Here is a 24,315-nt window from a genome sequence, read left to right on the forward strand (position 1 = left end):
TGGCCCGTGCAGCGGGCACACCGCTTTCATGGTGTCTCCTGAGACTCATAAGTCAACTGGTCCTATCGTACACGCAGCTCGCCGGTCCGGTATGGTCCGATGCTGGCGAGCGCTATTGCAACAGTTTTGACCGACCGACGGGGTGCGTTAAGGGTTATTCGATGCCGTGTGCTACAGACCGAAGGCACGCAGTATGTGGTCGAGGCCCGCCACGAAAAGCTGCCCGTTCACGACTGTGGGCGACGTTAGGACGCCGCCCGCGGGCCGCTCAGCGACCGGAAGGTTATCGGTGCTCCAGAGTATCTGTCCGCTTTTTGCGTTCACCGCATACACCTGGCTGGCGATGCCGTCGGCGTAGTACACCACCCCGTTGGCGACGATGGGAGGGATGGACGGATTGTCGGAAATCGTGTTTTTTCCGACCGGTTGCTGCCAGGCAAGGCTGACGGTACACGTGCTGTTGAAGGCCAGCGCGAGAAGCCCGTGCTTGTTGAAGCCGGTCGGCGAATCGGAGGGCGACCCGATGTATAGCTGTTTCAGTACCGGATCAAATGCAGGCAGACCGATGTTGGTTCCGGCATCCCTGGGCTGACTGATATCCAGTGTCTGAACGGGGCCGGACGGGATGGTGGCCTGGTTATAGAGGAACAGTTCGCCGGTCTTCTGGAACGCTGCCAGCATCGTTGGGCAACTACGCGGCTGGAACAGCGGTGCCGTCGCACCGAAGTCGGCGTCTTTGGTAGCCGGCGGCATCGGTGCGTTTGACGCAGTCACAGCGAGGCTGCTGGTGAGCTTGACGACGTGTTCTGCAAACGCGGTATTTTGCGGACTGGCGAACGCGTTGCCCGTCAGGGCGTACACCGCTGACCCGCCACGCACGACCGAGACGCCCCCAAACCCCCAGATACCACCGCCATTCGGTCCGGTTGCACCGTCCGGGTACCATTGCTGCAGGATCGCCCCGTTGGTAACCGAGACTTGCACGCCTTTTCCATGGTACGGCGTGAAATCGCAGGCACTGGCCGTCGTGACGTATAGCGACGTGCCGCTAAGCGTCGGGCCGCCGAAGACAAAGGTCCTTGACACATCGGCCTTATCCGGGATCAAGACGTGCAATGCCGGAAGGTCGGCGCCGGTTGCCAGGTCATACGCATGTAGAAACCCGTCCCCACTCACGATGTACAGCCGGTTCCGGGTACGGTCGATGGCGGGCGTCCCGATGTACCCGATGTTGCCACCTGACATGTTGAAGTCGGCGCAGGTGGTATGCGCGGGCGTGACCTTTTGTTGCCAGATGACGGCACCGGTGGAAGCGTTAAGCGCAAACATGCTCCCCTGGAGGGTCGCGGCATAGACGACATCAGTCAGCGTGCCGTTGATGTTCACGCCCGCCGCCAGCGTCGGCTGGGTCAGGATGGGGCCGCCCAGATCCTTCGTCCAGTGAGTGTGCAAACTCGCCACGGTGGACGTCGTCAACACCGTCTCCACCGGGTTATTTCCGGTCCGCTGCGCGTTCATGCCGAACGTGGGCCAGTCGGTCGCGGTGAAGGATGGGGCGAGGGCGGCGCCAGGTGTCAGTGCGCGTGTCGCGGCACTAACAGCCGCAGATGCGAGGTTCGGAGGATCCTCCGCTGGCTCCGACCCGTCTGCAACGTTGTCCGGATCGACGCCACTTAGCGGCTGCTGCTGGCTCACGGGCGAAGCATCGGGGGGCGCAGTCGCTTGCGACGTTTGCGCCTGCGCACTCGAGCCGCCGGCAACAGCGAGCATCACAGCGGCGACCAGTGTACGGGGTTTGAGGGCGGGGCGGGCGTTCGTCATTAAGACACCTCCTGCACGTCGACTAAAAATGAATGGCTGGTAGGGAAACGTAATAGGTCGAAAATGTGACTGTATGGTGATTGTTCATAGCGCAAAGCATAGTCCTTCCGGAAGGACCGCATTAAGAATGCATCCGCTGCCGACGCTGTCCACTCTCATCAGGCACCAGCCGGCCACGAAGCCTCATTCGCCCGTCTTGCGGCTCGGACGCTCAGACGTCGGTGCCAATCATGGTGCTTGCCTCCTTTCCAGATATTGCTCGACGAAGCTGAGGATTGCTTTGGATCGGTAATCCTTCGCTAGCTGGCAAAGGTGGTCGGCGAAAGGACGATAGCGCTCGTCAAGCTCGGTCAGGTGCGTGGCATGTTGCACGATGGCACGCATGTCGCCCAGTCGCGCCAGGTGGTGTAGCGCTTCGATTTCCCCCGGCGGCGGCACGATCAAGCTTCCCACGGAGGGATCGGCGGCGCGTACAGCCGTTCGGCCCGCTCCGGCGGCTTGCGTCTGCGGAACTTCGTCGCTCCACTCGATATTCAGGAGGGCCGCGACCTGTGACAACAGCCGACTGAGGTCAACCGGTTTTGACAGAAAGGCGTTTGCACCGGCCGCCAGGCTTTTCGCCGCATCACTCCCCGAGGCGCCGGCGGAAACCGCAACGATGGGCAGATCCCCGAACTCCGGCATTTCGCGAAAGCGCCGCGTTGCTTCGAGCCCGTCCATCCCAGGCATGAGGACATCCATCAGGATGAGCGCCGGCCGTAGCGCTTTGGCTTTCTCCAATGCTTCAAATCCGTTGACGGCCTCCACCACGTCGAATCCGAGCTGGCCGAGCATATCGACTGCCACAGCACGGTTTGCCGCTACGTCATCCACGACGAGAATGGTCTTGCGCGGCCCCTTATAGCCGCTTACCGCCCATTCGGACGGGACGACAACTGCCTGAGGCGCCACCACCGGGACGTTCAGCTCGAACGAGAAGGCGCTGCCTGCACCGCGGCGGCTCTCGACGCGGAACTCGCCACCCATCAAACGCACAAGCTGCCGGCTGATGGCCAGGCCCAGCCCCGTGCCACCAACTCGGTGCCGAGCATCGCCCACTTGCTCGAAAGGCTGGAAGATCGCCTCCAGACGCGCTTCGTCTATGCCAATGCCGGTGTCCTGCACTTCGAAACGCAGCCGCGCAGGCGGCAGATAACCGACGCGCAGACACACACTCCCCTCTTCGGTAAATTTGATTGCGTTGGAGAGCAGGTTGAGCAGCACCTGGCGCAGCCGTTTTTCGTCGACCCGCACGCCCGCGGGCAGATCGGGTGCCATCTCGCACGCGAAGGCCAAGCCCTTTTCCGTTGCCTTCACCCGAATCGTCTCGGCGATGAAGTAGATGAACCGGTCAAGCGAAATGTCGGATAGGTTGAGCTCCGCCCTTCCGGCCTCGATTTTGGCCATGTCCAGGATGTCGTTGATGATCGCAAGCAGATGTTCGCTGCTGCGCTGGATCACCGTGACCCCATCGACCTGGCGTTGATCTAGGCGCTTATCGCGCTTCAGGATCTGCGCGTACCCTAGAATTCCGTTCAACGGCGTGCGCAACTCGTGGCTCATGTGCGCAAGAAAGTCACTCTTGGCTTGATTGGCCGCATCGGCGTGTTCCTTGGCGACGGCCAGTTCAGCCGTTCGCTCGCGGATCATATCTTCGAGGTGCTCGCGATAGCGCCGCAGTTCCTCTTCGGCACGCTTCTGCTCTGTGATGTCGCGTGAGATGCCGAGCAGGAACTGCGGCTCGCCGCGCACGTCGACGATCGGGATCTTCATTGTGTGCACCAGGCGCGGCCCGTGACGTGTGTGAACCGGCTCCTCTGGCACGTCGACCATCTGCTGCGACTCCAGCACGTCACGATCCTTCAGTGCGAAGAAATCTGCCTCCTGCGCCGGAAACAGCTCGTGGACGGACTTGCCGATGAGTTCCTCGCGCCGGTAGCCGAGCAGTTGCTCTCCCGCCTTGTTAAAACGCACGAAGCGCAGCGTCGCCGCATCCTTGACGAAGATCATGTCGGGGATGTTCTCGATGATGCTGTCCAGGAAGTGCTCGCTCGCTCGCGCAGCCTCTTCGGCGTGCTGCCGTTCGGCGATCTCGGCCGTCTGGCCCGCAAGCGCCGTGCTGAGTTCGGCCGTGCGCTGTGTCACGCGTGCCTCGAGTTCGGCGTTGAGTTCCTTCAGCGCATCCTCGGCTTGCCTGCGCTGGCGCCGGTCTTCGAGGAACTGCTCGACTGCGCGCGCCATATCGGCAATCTCATCGCGGCCGTGAACGGGGACACCGGCTTGCACGCCGTCGACGTCACCTTGCCGCAGGAAGTGGCTGACCCGGCGCAGCCGCGCCACGACGTGGCGACCGAGGAATGGCCGGGCGATCAGCCAGGCAAGCAGCAGGCTCACCGCAACTTCGCCCCCCACCCAGTTGCGCGTGCGGTCCAGGTCTTCGGCCAGATCCTGAACCGCTTTCCGGTAGTCGCGCGTGAAATAACCCAACTGCTGGCGCGCCGCGGCGGCCAGAGCGTCAGCCTGGCGGCGCAGATCGTCGTCCAGGCTGGCCAATGACGCGCCGGACCGCGGCGCGGCTCCGGTGCCCAGCGCAGTCTCGCGCACCTGCGCCTCGATGTTGACCGTGTTGCGGAAGCGCTGGCTCGATCGATGCATCGCCAGCGCGTCGACACCGACGTTGTCGCTCGTGGTCGCGGAGGCGAGGCGGTCCACCAGGCGGTCGAAGGATGCCAGCTGTTCGATGACATGCCGATGCGTCTCGCGCACAGCGTCCACCGTATCGTCACTGGACAACTGCAATGCCAGGCGTTCGATCATCAGCGTGCGCTGCGCCAGGTCCTGTGCGTCCTCCTGGCGGGCCAGCCGCTCTTCGGCCAACTGGCGGATCGCGTGGACCGAGCCGGCCAACGAGTAGAGGGTCGTGGCACTGACCGCGATTACCAGGGCGGCCAGGCACGAAACCGCGAGCGTGAACTGCGCGGTGAGCGATCGTGGGAGTGGAAGTGTCACGGGCGTTGCCAGATGCGGCGATAGACGTCGCGATAGCCGTTGGCCGGGTCGTAGAGCAGACGATTGCCGCCGTCCGCGGCGATGTTGTCCGCCGTCACGAGATGCACCGGAAACACGTAGTCCGTGACGCCTTCCCTGGCGAAGAGCCGGTTCATCTCGTCGACCAACTGCCAGCCGTGCAGATTCACGGGTTCGGCCACGGTGGCCGTCTGGAAGCTGCCCGTCTGGATACGCAGGAAGGCGGACTCGCTGCCGTCGCCAGCCGACAGCATGGCCATGGCGGTGTTCGGCATTTCGGCCTGGGTCAGCACCGGGGCGGCGTAGTCGAAGTAGATGTCGTTGACGGCCAGTGCATACGTCCACCGCTTGCCATACCGCGCGAGCAAGGCGCGTGTCGTGCCCGGCATCAGTTCATGGCTGCGCGAGATCGCCACGTCGCGCACTTCGAGCAAGGTGCAGCCGCTGCACGCGCGCACAACGGCAGCCATTTCATCTGCCTTGCCTTGCGCAATTCGGAAATTGGAGTCGGTGAAGATGACGACTGCCGCATGCCCGCCGGACTGTACGATGGCTGCCAGCGAGGTCACGCGCGCGACCTCGAGCGGATCCGTCGCCACGTTCATCGCCACGGGCGTGCCAGGCACCGGTCCGGCCTGGGCCGCGACATGCCAGCCGACGATCGGAATGCTCCGCTCGGCAAACGGCCGCAGCCCGGGCAGCAGCGCGCGTGCGTCGCCACCGACGATGATCAGACCGTCTGGACGACTTGCCAGCGCATTCGCAAGCATCTTCAGCCGCAGGTCCGGCGTGCCGCCGGAGTCGAATATCTTTACGCTCCAGCCGATGACCTTGGCCGCTTCCAGCACGCCGTCGACTACGCCGACGATGCCGCCGTTGCGCAAATCCTCGGCGACGATGGCGACGCGTTTCCCGAGTTGGGCGCGCGGCCCGTTGCGAGGCCCGTTCCAAGGTGCAGCGGGTTGCGCCGCAGCATCGACGACTCGCTTCGCTCCGGCCAGGTAGTCCTTCGCGCCGACCGTGGTCCCGGGCACGGGGGCAGTCGCCAGACCCTGCGCCGCGGCAACCGACAGCACACACGCGCATACCCATGCCACAAGCAAGCCCCTCATGCTGTTCCCCAAGGGCCCAATCGCGGTTTATTGACCGCTATTGACGACGTACCCAATGCCGCGCGCAGGATGATCCTGCGAATACGATAGTACACCCCGATGCTCGCGTGTCCTGTTCAGCCACGATTACTGTTGGTGGCGAAGTCGCTGGGGTGCTCTTTTAACGACCCGGAACCACAACGCCGTTGACGCCCCGCGTGTTTTCTACCGACTGCCGTTTCCCGTCGTCAAGATTCCGCCGCCGTCCGACTCCGTCTGTGTGCTCGCCGTGCTCTCTACTCGTTCAATCCGTACTTGCATCGACCGTGCGTCTGTCAAACCCAAGGTCTTCGCCGCGGCATAAGAGAGATCGATAATTCGGTGTTTGATGTATGGTCCGCGATCGTTGATACGCACGACAACCGACTTTCCTGTTGCCAACGAACTGACGCGCACATAGCTGCCGAGCGGCAATGTTCGATGGGCAGCCGTTAATGCGCCGCCATCATAGCGTTCTCCATTTGCGGTCAGATGCCCCTGGAACGTTGCCGAATACCATGACGCCTCGCCGGATTGCAACATCTCGTGTCGCATGCGACAGGAATCAACTCTGCACGCAGCATGTTCGGGCGCAATCTGTCCGCAAGCCGCGAACAAAGCGCAGATTCCCAAAACTCCCAAATAGCGGAGTGATAGCACCATAGACCACATGTCAGTTAATGAGGCGTGGTTTTAACGTTCTCAAAAAGCTCAGGCAAGCCGCATGCCCGGGTGACATAACATCTTGACAAATTTTTTGAGGTCTCATGCAGTGGGTCTGTCAGTCCGACCCTGATTTCATTGCAGGTGTCGCCGATGCGATTGGTACCGGCCTTGACGAAAATACGTGAAATACGTATTCATTTGCCGGGGGCCACATGGCTATCATAACGGCCACCGATCTCGCCCGGTGCGCGAAGTTACACGCCGCACCGCTCAATTGTTCGGGCTGCTCGCCACGATGCAACGTCCACGACGTTCCGGACATCACGAGTTGTACTCATGAACCGCAAGCCCTGGCGGCCGGTCTGATCTCGGGTTTCTCAACGGCCGGCTGAACATGCCTTGCCAGCGGAGGTCCAACTTATTGTTGTCTTCGACAGGGTTGGGCCATGTCCCGCGCTTCGTTTGTCCACGCTCACGCCGCCCACGCCGATTGGCGGGTGGCTCTCGCCGAGTGCCAGAGGCAAATTCAAACCCAAATTGCGGCCCGTGCGGCGCAGCTTGACGAATCCGCTCCGTTCACGCTCGGCTGGTGTTACGTGAGCGACTATTACGCACCCGCGTCCGAGGCGATCCTCGACGAACTGCACCGGGGTCAGCCAGGCGTCGCCTGGGTCGGTACGGTCGGTGTCGGTGTGGCCGCCAGCGGCATCGAATACATCGACGAACCGGCCCTGGTGCTGATGCTCGCGCCGCTGCCACGTGAATCGTTCCGGCTATTCTCCGGTTTGCAGCCCCTGCCTGCGACATCCTCCGGGTTCGTGGCCCATACCGCGCTCGTCCATGCCGAGGGCAGCACGCCGGACGTGCAAGAATTGCTGCACGAACTGAGCGCCCGCACGACCACGGGTTATCTCTTCGGCGGCCTGTCCTCGGCGCGAAACCGTCCGCTGCACATGGCGGATGGAGTGTTCACCGGGGGAATGTCCGGCGTGCTCTTCGGCCCCGAGGTCGGTCTGATCTCACGCGTGACGCAGGGCTGCCAGCCCATCGGGCCGGTGCGCACCATCACCCAGGCCCAACACAATCTGGTGGGCACGCTGGACGGCAAGCCCGCACTCGATTGCGTGTTGCAAGATCTTGGACTCGACCGGGATCTGCCAATCGATGTGTTGTCGCAGGCGCTGTCTACCACCCTGGCCGGCTTGAGCACCGGCGCCGAGGACGTGCCGAAATGGCCTGGAAAGTTCGGCGCGGATACACTCGTGCGGCACCTGGTGGGCGTGGATACCCAGCACCGGGTCCTGGCGATTGCGGATCGGGTCGAGCCCGGCATGCATCTGGCCTTTTGCACGCGCAACCCCGAGGCTGCGCGGGTCGATCTGGTGCGCATTGCAACGGAAATCCGCGCGGAACTGGAAAGCGGCACGGCGGGGCACATGTCGGGCGCCCTGTATGTCAGTTGCTCGGGACGGGGTGGGCCGCACTTCGGAGCGCGGCATGCGGAGTTGCAGACCGTGCGAAATGCCCTAGGCGAGGTACCGCTGGTGGGATTCTTCGCCGGCGGCGAGATTGCAAGGAATCACCTTTACGGCTACACCGGCGTATTGACGGTCTTTACGACCCCGGACTGACGCTCCGGACGGTTCTGATTTTTGCCATAGCACGAAGAATATCCATACTGCGTTCATCCACAACAGCCATTCGTACTCCGCCCTGGCAGATTCATGCATGCCCTCTTCAAACCAACGCTTGTCAATGACGCGTTTGGCGACCCAGGTCTATATGTGGACTTTTGCGATGAACGGCGTGCCCTCCTTTTCGATCTTGGCGATATCTCCACGCTGCTGCCCCGCCACCTGATGCGTTTGTCACATGTGTTCGTTACCCATACGCACATGGACCATTTTTCCGGCTTCGATCGTCTTTTGCGCGTGATGCTCGGGCGCAAGGCTGGCATCGTGATGTTTGGCGGACCCAACTTTCTTGCACAAATCGAACACAAGCTGAGCGCCTATACCTGGAACGTAGTGCATCGTTACGAGGTCGAGCTGGTGATCGACGCGCGCGAAATCGGAGTGGACGGTGGCGGGCAGCGCGCACTCTTTTCAAGCCGGAGACGGTTCGTCCGCGAAGCCGGCTCATCCTTTGAACGATCTGACGACGTGGTGCACAACGAAACAACCTTTCGCGTGCGTGGCCGATTTGTCGATCATGACATCCCGTGCCTTGCGTACGTGCTCGAGGAGAAGGCCCGCGTCATCGTCGCGAAGGACCGGCTCGCGGCGCTGGGGGTGTCGACGGGTGCGTGGCTGCGCGAACTGAAACATGCGGTGCTGACCGGCGTCCCCGACGAGACGCCCATTCAGGTTCAGTGGCGCGATCGGCATGGCGACCACGCGATGACCCGACAGGTCGGCGAACTGCGTCACCTGATCCTCGACGTCGTTCCCGGGCGGCGCATTGGCTACATAACAGACTTGCGCTATACGGAACCGAACGTAGAGACCCTGTCGGAGTTGATGCACGACGTGGACCTGCTTTTTATCGAGAGCGTATTTCTTGACGAGGACAAGACCCATGCCCTGCGCAAGAATCACCTGACGGCCCGCCAGGCGGGTCTGATTGCGCGCCGGATCGGCGCCCGGGGGGTTGTACCGTTCCACTTTTCGCCGCGTTACGAAGGACGCTCGGCAGCACTGATTGCAGAAGTGCAGGCGGCGTGGTCCGCTACGTCGGTTCCGGGTGACGAAAAGCCTGATTAGACGCGATGAACGCGATGTCCGCGTTGCCCGGCCAACTGAAAGAAATGATACGAATGAGCATTTTATTGCGATTTTTTAGGCTTAAAAATATCATTCCCTCGGCTTAAAGTGAAGACTCCTACCCACCTGATGAAGGAGTAACACCATGAGCCGAATCACCGTACCCGCAGTTGAGTCCGCCACTGGCGCGACTGCCGAAGTCTATGCCCAGGTCAAGAAGGCCGCAGGCAGCATCCCGAACCTGTTCGTTGCGCTAGGCGCGCTGTCGCCCGAAGTACTCAAGGCGGTGCTGAATGCCGAAGGCGTTCTGGCTTCCGGCACGCGCCAGGACAAAACCATCGCAACTTCTACAGAGGCAGTGTGAAAGATCATGAACATTCATTTCCGAGTGGCAGAAAAGAGCAGCGGGACTTATCTGCATCTGGCATTTTTGCGGTGGTCGATGGTGGCCATCTTCATCTGGTTCGGGATACAGAAATTCACGCCCTATGCGGCCGACGCCATCGCGCCGTTAATCTCACACAGCCCGTTGATGAGTTGGCTGGGCGTGTTCGGCGTAAGAGGTGAAGCCCGGATTGTGGGGACGATCGAACTGACGACCGCGGCCGCTCTGATCATCGGATCGATGATTCCAGCGGTGTCCGCCTTAGGAGCAGCGATGGCGAGCGCCACCTTCCTCCTGACGACGTCCTTTGTTCTCAGCACGCCGGGTATCACTCAAATAAGCCCGACCGGTTTCCCGATCATCTCGACCTTGCTGGAGCAGTTTCTGCTGAAGGATATCGCCCTGTTGGCAGCCTGCTTTACCCTGCTTCTCGCCTCTTTGTCGCCGCGCGCTGCGGCGTCGTAAAGGCTCGGATCCATGTCGTATCCTGGCGTCGTTGCTCCATAAAAGCCGAAGGATTCCACAGCATGAACATCGCACCTGCTTCTTTCCCATTTGACCTGGTATCAACGAAGCGGGAACCATGCAGGCTCTTGCTCCGCGTGACGGAAAACCGCTCGTCATCAATCTCTGGGCAACGTGGTGCGCACCTTGCCAGGCCGAGATGCCGGTACTTGCAAGCGCCCAGGCAAGATACCCAGGATTGAATCTGGTTTTCGTCAATCAGGGGGAGCGGCGCGATACCGTGGATGCATTCATCAAGGCGCTGAATTTGCGCATCGCTAATTCGCTGTTCGATCCCGAACTCAGCGTTGCCAAGGCTACAGAAACGACCGCATACCCGACCACACTCTTTTACGATGCGTCGTAAGCAGCACGTCCGTCGCGCGGCCGCCCTAGTTGGTCCGCTGTCATATATATTGATTGTTAGTGATGGTCGACGCGCCGAAATCCCGGCCTGGTTCTGGAATCTTTTCGGGAGTGCTGCAATGATCAGCGGAAGAACTACCCTTATCGCGCATCTTGGGTATCCCACCGAGGCGTTCAAGGCGCCCATGATCTATAACCCGTGGTTCGAGAAAAACGGCATCGACGCAGTCGTCATGCCGATGGGCGTGAAGCCAGACGATTACCCGACCTTTCTGGCTTCACTGTTCCGGCTCACCAATATCCGCGGCGCGCTAGTCACCATGCCGCACAAAGTCACCACCGTCGGCCTGGTTGACGAAGTGACGCCGACCGCGCGCATTGCGGGCGCATGCAACGCGATTCTCAAGCGGCCTGACGGAACCCTGCTGGGCGATCAGTTCGACGGCGCCGGCTTTGTGCGCGGCGTCGAACGCAAGGGCTGCCTGCTCGAGGGGGCACGCGCGCTCGTATTGGGCAGCGGTGGCGTCGGCTCGGCCATCGCCGCGTCATTGGCTGCGGCAGGTTTGGCGGGACTGGCGCTGTTCGATGCCAGCGACGCCGCGGCCGGTGCGCTCGGCGAGCGGTTGCGCACGTATTACCCGCAACTGGTCGTCACCACTGGATCAAAAGATCCGGCGGGCTACGACCTGATTGTCAATGCCACGCCGCTCGGCATGAAGGACGACGATCCATTGCCATTCGACATCGACCGCATCGCACCGACCACGTTTGTGGGCGAAGTGGTCATGAAGGCGGAATACACGCCGTTGTTGCTGGCGGCGAAGGATAAAGGATGCAGCGTGCAGGTCGGCACCGACATGCTGTTTGAAATGATTCCTGCGTACCTCGAATTTTTCGGCTTTGGCACTGCCACACCGGACGAGTTATACGCGGTTTCGCAAATCAAATACTCGTAGCGGTCACATTCGACGCAGTGCGTCTCCCGGTTCTGGTCCTATAGGCTGCTCAAGCTGATTGCTGCGACCGCACAACCGTTGCGATCCCTTAGCGGTACTGATATCCCTCGCATGCCCGTTTCGAGCTATTGCTCAGAGAACGCATAGCCGCGGTTAAATACCTGCTGATCGCCAGCGCTTTCGCCGTGCCCTCGATCCGGTCTTTGTCGTGCATCGCCGAGCTCCGTAGAAACCCGATTTTCGGGCGAAAGTCGCGCGTGATGCGCGAATAGCGCCCACTTTTTGCCGATTGATGTTGTCCCCTATCGGTCCGTCGCGTACTTTTCAAACATACCGTTCGCGCGATCGCAGCGGCGCAAACTTAGACGCTCACGCGGCTCTCTTGAAACGGCCACGCCCGTCTCATGAGTCTGCCGGATGCACATCATGAACACTTCAGATTCGCCTGCGCGGGTAGCGCTCGTCACCGGAAGCATCGGTGAATCGTCAGAGGTATGGCGATCGCGCTCACGAGGCGCGGCTTCCAGCCTTCTTGACCGCTGACGTGCAGGGCGCACGCCGACTTCAATCAATTACTAATATTGGAGACTCAAATGGCTAGCATCACGGAACATGAACCGCACGGCGCACATCAGACCAAAAAGGCGACCGCCAGCGGCTGGATCGGCTCGGCGCTGGAGTACTACGACTTCTTTATCTATGCGACAGCGGCGTCCCTGATTTTCCCCCAGTTGTTCTTCCCCTCAGGGAACCCCAAGATCGCCATTGTCGCGTCGCTGGCAACCTATGGGGTTGGATATGTCGCGCGGCCGATCGGCGCCTTCGTACTCGGGCACTGGGGCGACACCCATGGCCGAAAAACGGTGCTGCTCCTGTGCATGTTCCTCATGGGCTTTTCGACGATGGCCGTCGGCCTTCTTCCGACGTACCACCAGGTCGGCCTGCTCGCCCCAGTGCTGCTCGTCATCCTGCGTCTCATCCAGGGTTTCGCGGTGGCTGGGGAGATCTCCGGCGCCAGTTCGATGATTCTCGAGCACGCGCCATTCGGGCGGCGCGGCTACTACGCCAGCTTTACGCTGCAGGGCGTGCAGGCCGGACAGATCCTTGCCGCGGCGGTATTCCTGCCGCTCGCACATTACATGCCTGAAGACGCGTTTAACTCGTGGGGTTGGCGCATCCCCTTCCTGCTGAGTGTCGTCGTGCTGTTTGCGGGCTACATCATTCGTCGCGAAGTTCACGAGACGCCCGCTTTTGCCACGGAGGAGGAGCAGGGTGAAGTCCGAAAATCGCCGATCATCGAAGCCTTCACGCATTGCTGGAGGGAGATGCTTGCCGTCGTCGCCCTGGCGCTGATGAATGTCATCCCGGTGGTCACCACGATTTTCGGCGCGGCCTACGCGGTCCAGCCGTCATACGGGGTCGGCTTTCACAAGAGTGTCTACCTGTGGATCCCCGTGATAGGCAATATCGTGGCGGTGATTGTTATTCCAATTTTCGGCAATCTGTCGGACAAAATCGGCCGGCGGCCGCTGATCATCGGTGGTGCGCTCGGTTCAGGGTTGCTGTCGTTCGGCTACCTCTACGCGATCAGCATTCACAGCGTGGCGCTGGCAATCGTTATGTCAATGCTTATGTGGGGCATCGTCTACCAGGGCTACAACGCGATTTTCCCGAGCTTTTATCCCGAACTTTTCCCGACACGCGCCCGTGTCTCGGCAATGGCCATTGCCCAGAACATCGGCACCACGATCACTGCATTGCTACCCGCACTCTTCGCCACCGTGGCGCCGCCCGGATCAACCGACATTCCCCTCACGATCGGGGCAATCACCTTCGGCATAACGATAATCTCGGCGTTCGCGGCCTGGATGGTCCGGGAGACGTACCGGATTCACCTGAACGATCTCGGTGAACGTGGCGCAGTTCCAGTCGACAAGCTGGACTACAACCTGATGCGCAAGCAAACCCTTGCCGCGGCGAAGGCTGCCTGAGTATCCGTGTGGGCGCCAGCGTCAGCGAGACCGTGCCGGTTGCGGGGTCTCGCATCCGGCTCTATCGCGGGACCGTTGCCTCTGACAGCGCTCGCTGTGCCGCCCGGGTCAGCGAGCGGGAGTCGCCGCACAGATGACGTGCGGCATCGGCTGGCAGCGCTCTGTCCGTTACCCGAGGGGTGCATATCAATGAACAAGACACGAATTGCCGTGGCCGGCGCCGGTTACATCGGCCTCGCCCATATGGGCGTGACACAGCGGAGTCCGACCTGCATGCTATCGGCCGTTGTGGACCCGGGTCCTGCTGCAGAGGCAGTCGCGGCCAAGGCTGGTGTGCCGCTTTACCGGTCACTGGACGAAATGCTTGAAAAGAACCGCCCCGATGGCGTGATTCTCGCGACGCCTAACAAGTTGCATGTCGAGCACGCACTGAAGTGCATCGAGGCGGGAGTGCCCATGCTGCTCGAGAAGCCGATCGCGCCAGGCGTTGAGCAAGCCGAGGTGCTGGTGGAGCAGGCCGACCGGGCGGGGGCGAAGATCCTGATCGGCCATCATCGGGCGCACAGCCCGATCATGGCGCGCGCGAAGGAAATGATCGATGAGGGCCGGCTCGGAAAACTCGTTGCCGTGATGGGTGCCGCGGCATTTTTCAAAGCCGACGAGTACTACGCCGAGGCGCCATGGCGCCGGGAACCCGGCGGCGGCCCGATCCTGATCAACATGATTCACGAGGTGCACAACCTTCGCATGCTGTGCGGCGACATCGTCGCGGTGCAGGCGTTGTCGTCGCACGCCACGCGTGGCTTCCCGGTGGAAGACACCGTTGCGATCAACCTGCGCTTCGCCAATGGCGCACTGGGGAGCTTCATGCTGTCCGACACAGCCGCTTGCGCGCGCAGCTGGGAGCAGACCTCGCAGGAGAACAAGGCTTATGCGACCTATCTCGACGAAGACTGTTATGTCATTGCCGGCACCTTCGGTTCGCTGTCGGTGCCGACGATGCGCATGAAGACGTACGCCCGCGCGCAAGACCGCTCGTGGTGGAAGCCGTTCGAAGTCAGCGTCGCCGAGATGACGCGCGAGGATCCGCTCGCGCGTCAGATCGAACACTTCGGCCGCGTCGTGCGAGGGGAAACCGAACCGATCGTCAGCGCACGGGACGGTCTGCGGAACCTGCGCATTACCGAAGCCATCACTGAAGCTGCGAAAAGCGGATCGATCTTCGACACGACGCCGGTCTGATTTCGCTGCCCGACATCACAGCATCGCGGTCGCGTTCTAGCCAGTGGAGGAGAAAAAACATGCGGCTGCGCCGCCGAATGGCGCACACCGCGGTCGCTTAAGAGTACCCGGACGTCAGCGCGTCCGGGTTGAACTAGACTTGGTAGTGGCATGCTGCGCGGACAGTTTCCCGGGCACGCTGTCATGATTGCTCGCGACATGCGCGAGACAGGTTGGACCGATATCCTGGAGTGTTAGCCATGAGTCAACCATGCATTATCTCCGTAGCCATCACAGGCTCAGTGCCGCGCAAGAAGGACAATCCGGCCGTGCCGATCACAATCTCAGAGCAGATTGAAAGCACCCATGAAGCGTACGAAGCCGGTGCATCGCTCGTTCATCTGCACGTGCGCGACGAACAGGAAAACTCCAGTTCCGACCGGTCGAGTTTCGCCGCGCTTCAGGACGGCATCCGCAAGCACTGCCCCGACATCATCATTCAGTTTTCGACAGGCGGCCGCGGTCGCTCATTCGAGCAGCGTGGCGCGATGCTCGATCTGCGCCCGGACATGGCATCGCTCGCGACGGGTTCGGTCAATTTTCCGACTACCGTCTATGAAAATCCGCCGGACTTCGTGCGCTCGCTCGCGAAGATGATGCTCGACTACGATGTCAAACCGGAAATCGAGATCTTCGATCTGGCGATGCTGTACAGCACGGTGGACCTCGTGCAACAAGAGCTGCTGAAATCCCCGGTGCATGTTCAGTTCGTGATGGGCGTGAAGAACGCACTCCCGGCACGTCGAGAGATTCTTGAGTTCGAGGTCCAGCAACTCAAGGCGTTGTTGCCGGATGCAACATGGACCGCGGCTGGCATCGGGCGGCACCAGCTCGAGGTGAACCACTGGACGTTGCAGATGGGCGGGCACTGCCGCACGGGTCTGGAAGACAACGTGCGCTGGGACAAGGAAACGCTCGCGAAGAGCAATGCGCAACTGGTCACGCGAGTGGCGTCGTTGTGCGGCGAATATGGCCGGCCGGTGGCGAGCGCAGCCAAAGCGCGCGAAATGCTGGGTCTGCCGGCTCGATAACCCGACGCGATGCGCGAGCGCCCGGCCCAGCGGGCGGTCCGCCTCAATGGCACGCGCGACGTCGGGCAACGATGCCCCATGGAGGGCGGCGGTAACGTAAGCCGAGGAACAAGTCATGCGCCGAACCATCGCGACCGTGTCGCTCAGCGGGACGCTGCCCGAGAAGCTGGAGGCCATTGCGGCCGCGCGCTTCGACGGTATCGAACTGTTCGAGAACGACTTCATCAACTTCAAGGGCACAGCCCGGGACTTGCGCGTCATGGCGGCCGACCTTGGGCTGACCATCGACCTGTATCAGCCGTTTCGCGATTTCGAAGGAATGCCCGAAGCGCAGTTTCGGCGCAGCCTGGAGCGTGCCGAGCGCAAGTTCGACCTGATGCAGGAACTGGATGCGCCGGTCATGCTGTGCTGCTCGAATACGTCGCTGCTCGTCATCGACGATCCGGCGCTGGCAGCCGCGCAACTGCACGAACTTGCCGGGCGCGCGGCGATGCGCAACCTCAGGGTCGGCTTCGAAGCGCTCGCGTGGGGGCGTGTGACCAAGCTGTATGGGCAGGCGTGGGAGATCGTCCGGCGCGCTGATCATCCGCACCTTGGGTTGATACTCGACAGCTTTCACACACTGTCGCTCAACGATGACCCGTCGGGCATCGCCGACATTCCGGGGGAGAAGATCTTCTACCTGCAGATGGCCGACGCGCCGCTACTGTCGATGGATGTGCTGCAATGGGCGAGGCACCACCGGTCGTTTCCCGGCCAGGGACAGTTCGACATGACGAATTTCCTCGAGCAGGTGCTGCTGGCGGGCTATACCGGACCCTTGTCGCTCGAGATTTTCAACGACGTATTTCGCGAGACGCCCAATCGGCGCACTGCGGTCGATGCGATGCGCTCGCTGTTGTATCTGGAGAGCCAGGTGCGCCAACGTCTGCAGGAGCCGGCGCAGAGCAACGCACGCTTCACGGACCGGCGCGCGAGCGTGCTGCAACGCGTCGAGCTGTACAGTCCACCCCCGGTGCCCGACATCATGGGACTGTCGTATATCGAGTTCGCCGCGGATGAATCTTCAGCCGAAGCTTTTGACGTACTGCTGCGGCAGTTCGGCTTTCGGCGTGCCGGCACCCATCGCTCGAAGGCCGTCGTGCTGTACCGGCAGGGCGACATCAATCTGATTGTCAACGCACAGCCGGACTCCTTCGCACGCCGCCGCTTCGAGGCCCACGGGCTGTCTGTGTGTGCGCTCGCCATGCGCACCGCCGATCCGGCAAGCGCGGTCGGCCGCGCCACCGCGATGCACTCCCAGCGCTACGATGGTCCTTTGGGGCCGCATGAGCAGCGGGTTCCGGCGATAGTTTCGCCCGGGGGGATGCTGATCAGCTTCGTGTCGTCCGCGCTCGGACCAAATGGTCTGTACGAGGCGGATTTCGTGCTGGAGGACGAGCCTGGCAGGTCCGCCGCTGGAGCCGGCCTGAAACGTATCGATCACGTTGCGCTCGGGCTCGCCGTCGATCAACTCGACACGTGGATCCTGTTTGTGCGCGCGGTGCTCGGCCTGGAGCCCGGGGAGAGCCTCGAACTCGCCGATCCGTTTGGCCTGGTACGCAGCCGCGGCGTAGCCAACGCAGATCGCAGCGTGCGGCTGGTGCTCAACGTCTCGCTGAGCCAGCGCACGCGCACGGCCCGCACGGTGAGCGCCGGAGGAGGCGTGGCGGTTCATCACATAGCCTTGAGTACCGATGACATCTTCGACGCAGTGGCGCGCCTGACGGCCAGCGGCGCGCGCTTCGTGCCGATCTCGGGAAACTACTACGACGATCTGATCACGCGCGTCGATCTCGATGACGATCTGCTGGCGCGCTTGCGAAGCGCGGGCGTGCTGTTCGACCGGTCCGCGGCCGGCGACTATTTCCATATCTACACGGAGTGTTTGGACGGCGGGCTGTTCTTTGAGGTCACGCAGCGCGTGAATGCATACGATGCGTACGGCGCGATCAACGCGCCGGCACGCATGGCTGCGCAAGCTCAAGGAGCCTGACGACACAATCGATGCGGCACCAGGTCCTTCATCGAACGAATGGAACGAGACGACATGACACAGCAATCTTCGCGCGCGCTCTCGCTGTCGGCGCTGACCATACTCGAACTGAGCCCGCCGCAGATGGTCGAGTGCGCAGCCCGGGCCGGCTACGATTTCGTCGGCCTGCGGCTGCTCCCGGCGACCGATCACGAAGTGCGGTACGAGCTCGTCGGCGATACCCCGCTCAAACGCGAGACGCTGGCGCGCCTGAAAGACACCGGCGTGCGCGTGCTCGACGTCGAGATCCTGCGGCTCAAGCCCGATACCAATGTGACCGCGTACAAACCCACGCTCGACACCGCCGCCGAACTTGGTGCGCGCTACGTGCTGGTGGCTGGCAACGACCCGGATGAGGCTCGTACCGCCGAGCGCCTTGCGCAACTCTGCGATCTCGCCGAGCCGCTCGGCCTTTCTCCATCGCTCGAACCGATGCCGTGGACCGACGTAAAGAACATCACGCAGGGCGCGCGCATCGTGAAGGCAACGCGGCGGCGCAACACAGGGCTGATCATCGATCCCATCCACTTCGACCGGGCAGCGTCGTCAATTGACGAACTGCGCGCGTTGCCGCGCGAGTATTTCGGATACCTGCAGTTCTGCGACGCGCCCGCCGAACGTCCCACCGATCTCAACACGCTGCTGTATCAGGCGCGTTGCGAGCGTTTGATTCCCGGGGAGGGCGGTCTCGATCTGGCGGGCATCCTGCGGGCGCTGCCCGACGATTTGCCGATCAGCATCGAAGTGCCGATGGAGCGCTGGGCAAAAACGGCGAGCGCCGTCGAGCGGGCTCGCAAGCTGCGCGATGCGACATTTGCCGTCGTCGAACGGGCCTATGCGGGGGTGTAAACGGCGGGCTGATCTTGCCTGGCCGAGTTTACCAGTCCACCAGTTCGACGATAAAACGATTCTCACCGCAATCTGCTTGATCCGCCTATTTCTCGAACGCCGAGAACCGCGCATCGGCCTGGTTGTCGAGTAAAAAATTCCTATGTCCGCCGAACATTGATTCGCTCTGCCGTTAGCGATACCCTTAAATCGTTCGTGATCGTCGAATGTTAGTCAACCCGGAGACGACCGTATCGTGAAGCGAGCGTGGGCTTTCTCCTGCATCCTCGCCTTGAGCGCTATCCTCGGCGGATGCGGCAAGGACGGATCGCGAAACGCTACTCAGGAACCGGGCGCATCCGCGAGTCAGGCACCGGTTCAGCTTGGGCAGGCCGCGAGCGACACACCCGCCGCATCGGGCGCGCAGGAGCGGAGCGCGCCGGCCGCCGTCACTAAGGCGCAGTTGCCGGGGGAAGCAGCCGAAACACTGCGTCTGATCAAAGCGGGCGGCCCTTTCCCTTTTGGCGAGGACGGTGTCTTGTTCCGTAACAGCGCGGTATTGCTGCCGCAGCATCCGCGCGGCTATTACCACGCATACACAGTTCGCACGCCTGGCTCGGCGGATCGCGGGCAGCGCCGCATCGTATGTGGTGGACCGCGTAGGCAGACCGGCGACTGCTACTACACCGACGATTACTACGCCAGTTTCAAACGCATTGCACAATAACTTGAGCCAATTAAAAACGCCCCGGGCCTCCTATAAAGCAGACGCCCGGGCGTTGTATTTTCAGAAGGCGTGCCGCGATGGCACGATCAGTGGCGTTTGCCCTAGCCGCTACCCGCCATCTGCTGCGATGGTGTCGTGAGCGACAGGTAAGAGGCTTCCGGCGGATCTATCACGGTTGGCCATCGAACGGCAGGAAATGCCGTTCGACGGCAGTCGACCCGCGCGAGCGAATGTCCGTTGGACCTTGGAAACAGCCGTTGCTCTCGCGGTGGCCCGAATGACGGCAAGGGGTCGGAAGTGTGAGTTCGCTGATGCAGGAAGCTGCCATTCGACTGCTCGATGCTGCCACTGTCAGCAATCCGCCACATTGCTGACGTAGAACCCGACCTGCCCCAATGTCGGAAATGGCCGATGAGCCGCCGGACAAAGCCAAAACGCAAATCAGCGCGTACCGCCACGCAACGGTTCAAGCATGTCGTGGATGCCAAACGTCATCATCGCGAGAAACGCCAAAAGCGCCAGATAGTAAAACGCATAAGTGAGTTTCACCGACGGCGCAATGCCATAGTATCGAACGTTCTCCGGACTAGCCGGATCGTAATGCCATGCGCGCTTGAGTTGCGGCATCGCCAGGATAGCCATGACAATCAGGAGTGGACTAGGATGCCACGCGAACAATCCGACAAGCACAGGAACGAGATAATGGGCATGCTCCGTGAAGCCGACCATTAACATAACGATCCGGGACGCAATGCAACCGGCATATAAAATTTATCGATACAACTGAGACGAAAGATGAAGAAGCTATTTACCTTCGCCGTGTCGGTACTGCTGCTGGTTGGCGGGTTGCTTTTCCAGCAAGGGGCGTTCGCGGATAGCGCGACTCCTGACGCAAGCACGAAGGCGTTTTACGCCTGGTATATCAAGTTGGAATCTAAAGATACCTATCCGTTGTTGGACAAGGGCATTTATGTCTACGTGACCAAAACGACGGTTGACAGACTTCGAAGCGCGTATCGCCATAACAGGCTGCCTGGCGACGTCGACTATTTCACGAAGGTTCAGGACTACGACGAACAGGACTGGTCTAACAACATCGCAACACACCAGGCGATCATGCTTGACGATGTTGCGGTTGTTCCAGTTACTTTCGGCTCGAAAGACAGAATCAGCGTGTTGGTTTTTCTGCGCAAGCAAGGTGACAACTGGAAGATCACCAAAGTCGACGACACGCTAGATTATCAATAGACATGTCTAACGTAGGCGGTCACGTTGTCGACCTCCTGATGCATGTTCAAGGCATACACCTAACTCAATCCCTTTCCGGCAATGTCAGACTCCGACACGCTCGATCGGTTTGAGATGACCCAAAGCATCACCCCCACCGCCTCGGCCGCCGTGAGGCCGAACGCCTGGCGCAACTGGACCGCTGTCACGAGACGAACGCCGTGTGACACGCTTTAGCTGTCGGCGCCGACTAGGTAGTCACAACATTAGTTGAAGTTGTCTTCAGCCTTTCAGCCTGTCGATCGTATAGGTGTAGGGATCGGTTTAGCAGGGATCACAGGCATCAACCAGATATTCGAATGACACGTGGTTTTGAAATGACTGCCGCTGTACCGTCTTTAAGATTACGAAGGCAGAAAACTGAAGGGAGAATGAAAGTGTCGAACTACCATGCCAGAATTACCGGAAGCGACTACGCGGCGATGGCCGACCTCGTGACAAAGTATAAAGTCACGGTCGCCCGGCATACTGTCGAGAAAGTCGCAGAAGGCTACCGCGTCGACGCGCACGCTAGCGACGAACAAATTCGTGCGCTTGAAGCTGCGGGTTACAAGGTTGAACGTCTTGAGGATGCGCAAATCGAGGGTGTGGCGCGACAGAAGGAGAAACGCAAAAGCCCAGTCGGCGCATTGACGCGTGAAGCATTGTCGGTCGCCGCTGGCACGGGATACCTCGACGTCGCGCATATTGAAGCGGCCCTGGTTGCCGAATCAGAGGCTCCGAATGACGCGTTCACCACGTTGATCAAGCTGCCGAACGAGACATGGGAGCAGCGTGTTTGTCACGCGCTCAAGATTGGCAAAGGCAGCGGCGCGGGCCGCGTCGGAATCTATTTCCTTGGCGGCGTTCACGCACGCGAATGGGGCAGCCCCGACATTCTCGTCAACTTTGTGCAACTGCTCGCCAACGCATACCGGACAAATACGGATATCACAATAGGCAGCAGGACCTTTACCGCAGCGCAGATCAAATCCGTGGTGGAGAAGAAGGACATTTACGTCTTTCCGCAAGCCAATCCTGACGGACGCAACTACAGCATGCTGACCGAACCGATGTGGCGCAAGAATCGTCGACCGGCGCCGGCGGGACATACGCAATCCCAATGTGTCGGTGTCGACGTCAACCGCAATTACGATTTTCTCTGGGACTTCCCAAAGTACTTCGATCCGAAGTCGCCGATTGCAAACTCCACGGATCCGTGCGATCACGATGTCTACATTGGCCCCGCGGCAACCTCCGAGCCGGAGACAAAGAACGCTGTCTGGATGTTCGACAACTTTCCGCACATTCGCTATTTTGTCGACCTGCATAGCTACTCGGAAGACATTCTGTACAACTGGGGTGACGATGTCGATCAAAGCGCCGATCGAGCGATGAATTTCCAGAACCCCGCGTATGACGGCAAGCGCGGCATCGCCAACGACAAGGTGTACCGAGAGTACATCGCGGCCGAGGACAAGAAGATCGCAGTCAATCTGGCGAATGAGATGCGTGATGCGATCAAGGCATCGCGTGGCCGACTCTACAAGACGGAACAGTCGATGAGCCTTTATCCGACTGCCGGCACGTCGGATGACTATGCGTTTAGCCGTCACCTGGTCGACGCAAAAAAAGCGAAGGTGTTTTCGTACACGATCGAGTGGGGCAGTCCGCAAAATCCAACCCCATTCCATCCCCCGTATCCGGAAATGAAGCAGATCATCGACGAGGTCACGTCGGGACTTTTGGCGTTTTGCATTTCGGCGCAGTGACTATCGTGCCTCCAGCAGGAAAAGGTTTCAGCAGCAACGAATCGCGGACCGCTCTAATGGTCCAGCCGAAGTTCGGTATCGGACAAAGCTGGTCTCTGTGCGTACATCGCGGACGATACTCGTCGTAAAGGCTATACTGGCACACCATAGGTATCAAGTCGCGCTACGACTTCAAGACAGTGACGTGCGAGTCAACTATGTTCGCTTCAACAGCCGATGCGTCGACGATGCGTTGCGTCGCCACCGGACGTTTGAAACATGTGCAACTAAGCCGGCGCGTATGTCTGCATGGCGCGAGAATCGCTGCATTCCCGCCGGCCACTCAATTTGCTGACGCGCAACCGAATCAGGCAGCGCTGCCTTTTTCGACGGACAAATGGTCCGTGGGTCAGAAAAAGGGACATGTGCAATGGCCAATCAGGTAATTTTCAGTGGCGCTCCGTCGCAGGCATGCAACCTTGCCGCGATCCTGAAGGGGGGCGCTGTCATGGCAATGATTGGCGCTATACATGTCTACGCGTCTAACTCTTTCCCGCTTCAGTGGCATGTGCTGCTCGCACAAGCTGGTGCGGTTTTGATCGGTGTCGGGTTGCCGTTCGCCAAGACCGCGTTCACCCGAATCGTCATCGATACCGCGCGGATTACCTGGACGCAAGGTATTCTGCATCGCCGTGTATCAATTCTCGAGATTTCCCGGATTCAGTGCGTCACGTCGATCCACCCATGGTGGCAGCGCCTGTTCGGCGTCGGCACGATCATTCTAACGACCAACGATGCAACTCGTCCCGTGAGGCGTCTGCCGGGCATCAAGGGCGCTGACCAGGTCGGCAGGAGGCTTGCCGAGGCCGTTGCCATGCATCAGGAGCGGGGCATTTCCGCAAACACATATGATCCGAACGCCGCTGGTTACTCTCAGGCGCAGAGTGGTTGAGCAGGCGGTATCGGTTCGCGACTGACAGGTCTTGTTGACCGTCCCATATTGGCCGCGTGCCTTCAAACGGCATGTGCAGTTTCCGATGCTCGCGTGTCCTGTTCAGCCACGACATGGTGACGCGTCATGGCGCAAAGCTCCCTTGCACTCAGATCAATCAGAGCGGTGAAGGCAGAACGCTCGACCAGTCAGGTAAGGCATCAAGATCCGGCCGCATCGTGACGCTCTCCTGTTCGTTGGGATCGGTTCGGGCGATTACCGCGACGCAAGGCTCATCCGCGCTCGCGTTGTACGGAACATGCGGCATCCCTGCGGGGATGTAGAAGAAATCTCCGGCCTGAACCACCGCATGGTGCTCCAATCGTTCGCCATACCAGCACCCCGAGATGCCGCTCAGCTGATAGATGGCCGTCTCATGCTCCGCATGGAGATGCGCTTTGGCCCGGGCAGCCGGCGGAATTGTTGCTAGCTGAAGATGCACATGCTTCGATCCCACACTTTCAGCTGAGATACCTACCGCATAGGTCAGCCCTTGCTTCCCCTCGAACTGTGGGCCAGCTTGCACCAGTTGACAGGTTGGAGTGCCAGGCTTGTGTGTGCTGATGTTCATCGCTTCTCCAAACAATGAGCGCCGACGTCGGCGAAATGGCGTGCATACGACCGCAGAATACACCCGCCCGCTGTTTGAAAACGGTCATCCTTTATCGGCAGATGTCGGCCATGAAGCGCCATTCGACAACATCGTTAGACAGTCTCGG

The 24,315-nt window shown here is 60.7% G+C and carries 21 protein-coding genes; 15 read left to right on the forward strand and 6 right to left on the reverse strand.

Annotation, left to right across the window (positions count from 1 at the left end):
* Positions 1-171 precede the first annotated feature (171 nt).
* The 4 genes from P3T25_RS19220 to P3T25_RS19235 form a co-directional block, all read right to left on the reverse strand.
* Positions 172-1,821: a PQQ-binding-like beta-propeller repeat protein gene (locus P3T25_RS19220; protein WP_429358715.1), complete on the reverse strand. Its 1,650-nt coding sequence runs from the start codon at positions 1,819-1,821 to the stop codon at positions 172-174.
* 228 nt (positions 1,822-2,049) lie between these two features.
* Entirely contained in the window at positions 2,050-4,869 is a 2,820-nt protein-coding gene (locus tag P3T25_RS19225; protein ID WP_429358716.1) for an ATP-binding protein, read from the reverse strand.
* Positions 4,866-5,999, reverse strand: a complete 1,134-nt coding sequence (locus tag P3T25_RS19230) for a substrate-binding domain-containing protein (RefSeq protein WP_154565408.1) — start codon at positions 5,997-5,999, stop codon at positions 4,866-4,868. Before P3T25_RS19230 ends, P3T25_RS19225 begins: the two co-directional genes overlap by 4 nt.
* Positions 6,000-6,203: 204 nt before the next feature.
* A complete protein-coding gene (locus P3T25_RS19235) occupies positions 6,204-6,560 on the reverse strand; it encodes a septal ring lytic transglycosylase RlpA family protein (RefSeq protein WP_429358717.1) in 357 nt (118 codons plus the stop codon).
* Positions 6,561-7,129: 569 nt separating this feature from the next.
* Between P3T25_RS19235 and P3T25_RS19240 the strand changes: the two genes are divergently transcribed.
* The 12 genes from P3T25_RS19240 to P3T25_RS19295 all read left to right on the forward strand — a co-directional run bounded on the left by P3T25_RS19240 (position 7,130) and on the right by P3T25_RS19295 (position 19,588).
* Positions 7,130-8,314 (forward strand): FIST signal transduction protein, encoded by a 1,185-nt coding sequence (locus P3T25_RS19240; RefSeq protein WP_171929184.1) that lies wholly within the window; start codon positions 7,130-7,132, stop codon positions 8,312-8,314.
* A 93-nt stretch (positions 8,315-8,407) separates the two neighbouring features.
* Entirely contained in the window at positions 8,408-9,445 is a 1,038-nt protein-coding gene (locus P3T25_RS19245) for a ribonuclease Z (protein ID WP_154565411.1), read from the forward strand.
* 145 nt (positions 9,446-9,590) lie between these two features.
* Complete coding sequence (locus tag P3T25_RS19250) at positions 9,591-9,809, forward strand: hypothetical protein (RefSeq protein ID WP_174825323.1); 219 nt, start codon at positions 9,591-9,593, stop codon at positions 9,807-9,809.
* A 6-nt stretch (positions 9,810-9,815) separates the two neighbouring features.
* Positions 9,816-10,295: a DUF417 family protein gene (locus P3T25_RS19255; protein ID WP_154565412.1), complete on the forward strand. Its 480-nt coding sequence runs from the start codon at positions 9,816-9,818 to the stop codon at positions 10,293-10,295.
* A 118-nt stretch (positions 10,296-10,413) separates the two neighbouring features.
* Entirely contained in the window at positions 10,414-10,701 is a 288-nt protein-coding gene (locus P3T25_RS19260) for a TlpA family protein disulfide reductase (protein WP_154565413.1), read from the forward strand.
* A gap of 118 nt (positions 10,702-10,819) precedes the next feature.
* Positions 10,820-11,656, forward strand: coding sequence for a shikimate dehydrogenase family protein (locus tag P3T25_RS19265; protein ID WP_154565414.1), 837 nt, complete (start codon positions 10,820-10,822; stop codon positions 11,654-11,656).
* 593 nt (positions 11,657-12,249) lie between these two features.
* Complete coding sequence (locus P3T25_RS19270) at positions 12,250-13,647, forward strand: MFS transporter (protein WP_154565415.1); 1,398 nt, start codon at positions 12,250-12,252, stop codon at positions 13,645-13,647.
* Positions 13,648-13,836: 189 nt separating this feature from the next.
* Positions 13,837-14,889: a Gfo/Idh/MocA family protein gene (locus tag P3T25_RS19275; RefSeq protein WP_429358718.1), complete on the forward strand. Its 1,053-nt coding sequence runs from the start codon at positions 13,837-13,839 to the stop codon at positions 14,887-14,889.
* A 239-nt stretch (positions 14,890-15,128) separates the two neighbouring features.
* The gene (locus P3T25_RS19280) at positions 15,129-15,959 is read left to right on the forward strand and encodes a 3-keto-5-aminohexanoate cleavage protein (protein WP_154565417.1); all 831 of its coding nucleotides are present in this window, start codon (positions 15,129-15,131) and stop codon (positions 15,957-15,959) included.
* Positions 15,960-16,074: 115 nt separating this feature from the next.
* On the forward strand, positions 16,075-17,994 hold the full coding sequence (locus P3T25_RS19285) for a bifunctional sugar phosphate isomerase/epimerase/4-hydroxyphenylpyruvate dioxygenase family protein (protein WP_154565418.1): 1,920 nt from the start codon (positions 16,075-16,077) through the stop codon (positions 17,992-17,994).
* A gap of 54 nt (positions 17,995-18,048) precedes the next feature.
* On the forward strand, positions 18,049-18,882 hold the full coding sequence (locus P3T25_RS19290) for a sugar phosphate isomerase/epimerase family protein (RefSeq protein WP_154565419.1): 834 nt from the start codon (positions 18,049-18,051) through the stop codon (positions 18,880-18,882).
* Between the two features lie 235 nt (positions 18,883-19,117).
* Positions 19,118-19,588, forward strand: a complete 471-nt coding sequence (locus P3T25_RS19295) for a ribonuclease (RefSeq protein WP_171929191.1) — start codon at positions 19,118-19,120, stop codon at positions 19,586-19,588.
* Positions 19,589-20,029: 441 nt separating this feature from the next.
* Here the strand turns inward: P3T25_RS19295 and P3T25_RS19300 are convergent, their stop codons facing one another.
* Positions 20,030-20,230: a hypothetical protein gene (locus tag P3T25_RS19300; protein ID WP_429358719.1), complete on the reverse strand. Its 201-nt coding sequence runs from the start codon at positions 20,228-20,230 to the stop codon at positions 20,030-20,032.
* A gap of 153 nt (positions 20,231-20,383) precedes the next feature.
* On the opposite strand from P3T25_RS19300, the gene P3T25_RS19305 reads away from it, so the two are divergent.
* From P3T25_RS19305 to P3T25_RS19315, 3 genes are all read left to right on the forward strand, one after another.
* Positions 20,384-20,836, forward strand: a complete 453-nt coding sequence (locus P3T25_RS19305) for a DUF3828 domain-containing protein (RefSeq protein WP_154565421.1) — start codon at positions 20,384-20,386, stop codon at positions 20,834-20,836.
* 410 nt (positions 20,837-21,246) lie between these two features.
* A complete protein-coding gene (locus P3T25_RS19310) occupies positions 21,247-22,626 on the forward strand; it encodes a M14 family metallopeptidase (protein ID WP_154565422.1) in 1,380 nt (459 codons plus the stop codon).
* Between the two features lie 409 nt (positions 22,627-23,035).
* Entirely contained in the window at positions 23,036-23,557 is a 522-nt protein-coding gene (locus P3T25_RS19315; RefSeq protein ID WP_166618286.1) for a PH domain-containing protein, read from the forward strand.
* A gap of 157 nt (positions 23,558-23,714) precedes the next feature.
* Here the strand turns inward: P3T25_RS19315 and P3T25_RS19320 are convergent, their stop codons facing one another.
* Positions 23,715-24,167, reverse strand: a complete 453-nt coding sequence (locus P3T25_RS19320; RefSeq protein ID WP_154565424.1) for a cupin domain-containing protein — start codon at positions 24,165-24,167, stop codon at positions 23,715-23,717.
* Positions 24,168-24,315: the final 148 nt, after the last annotated feature.

The sequence above is a fragment of the Paraburkholderia sp. GAS32 genome (assembly GCF_050434225.1).
In the GTDB taxonomy this organism is placed as follows: domain Bacteria; phylum Pseudomonadota; class Gammaproteobacteria; order Burkholderiales; family Burkholderiaceae; genus Paraburkholderia; species Paraburkholderia madseniana.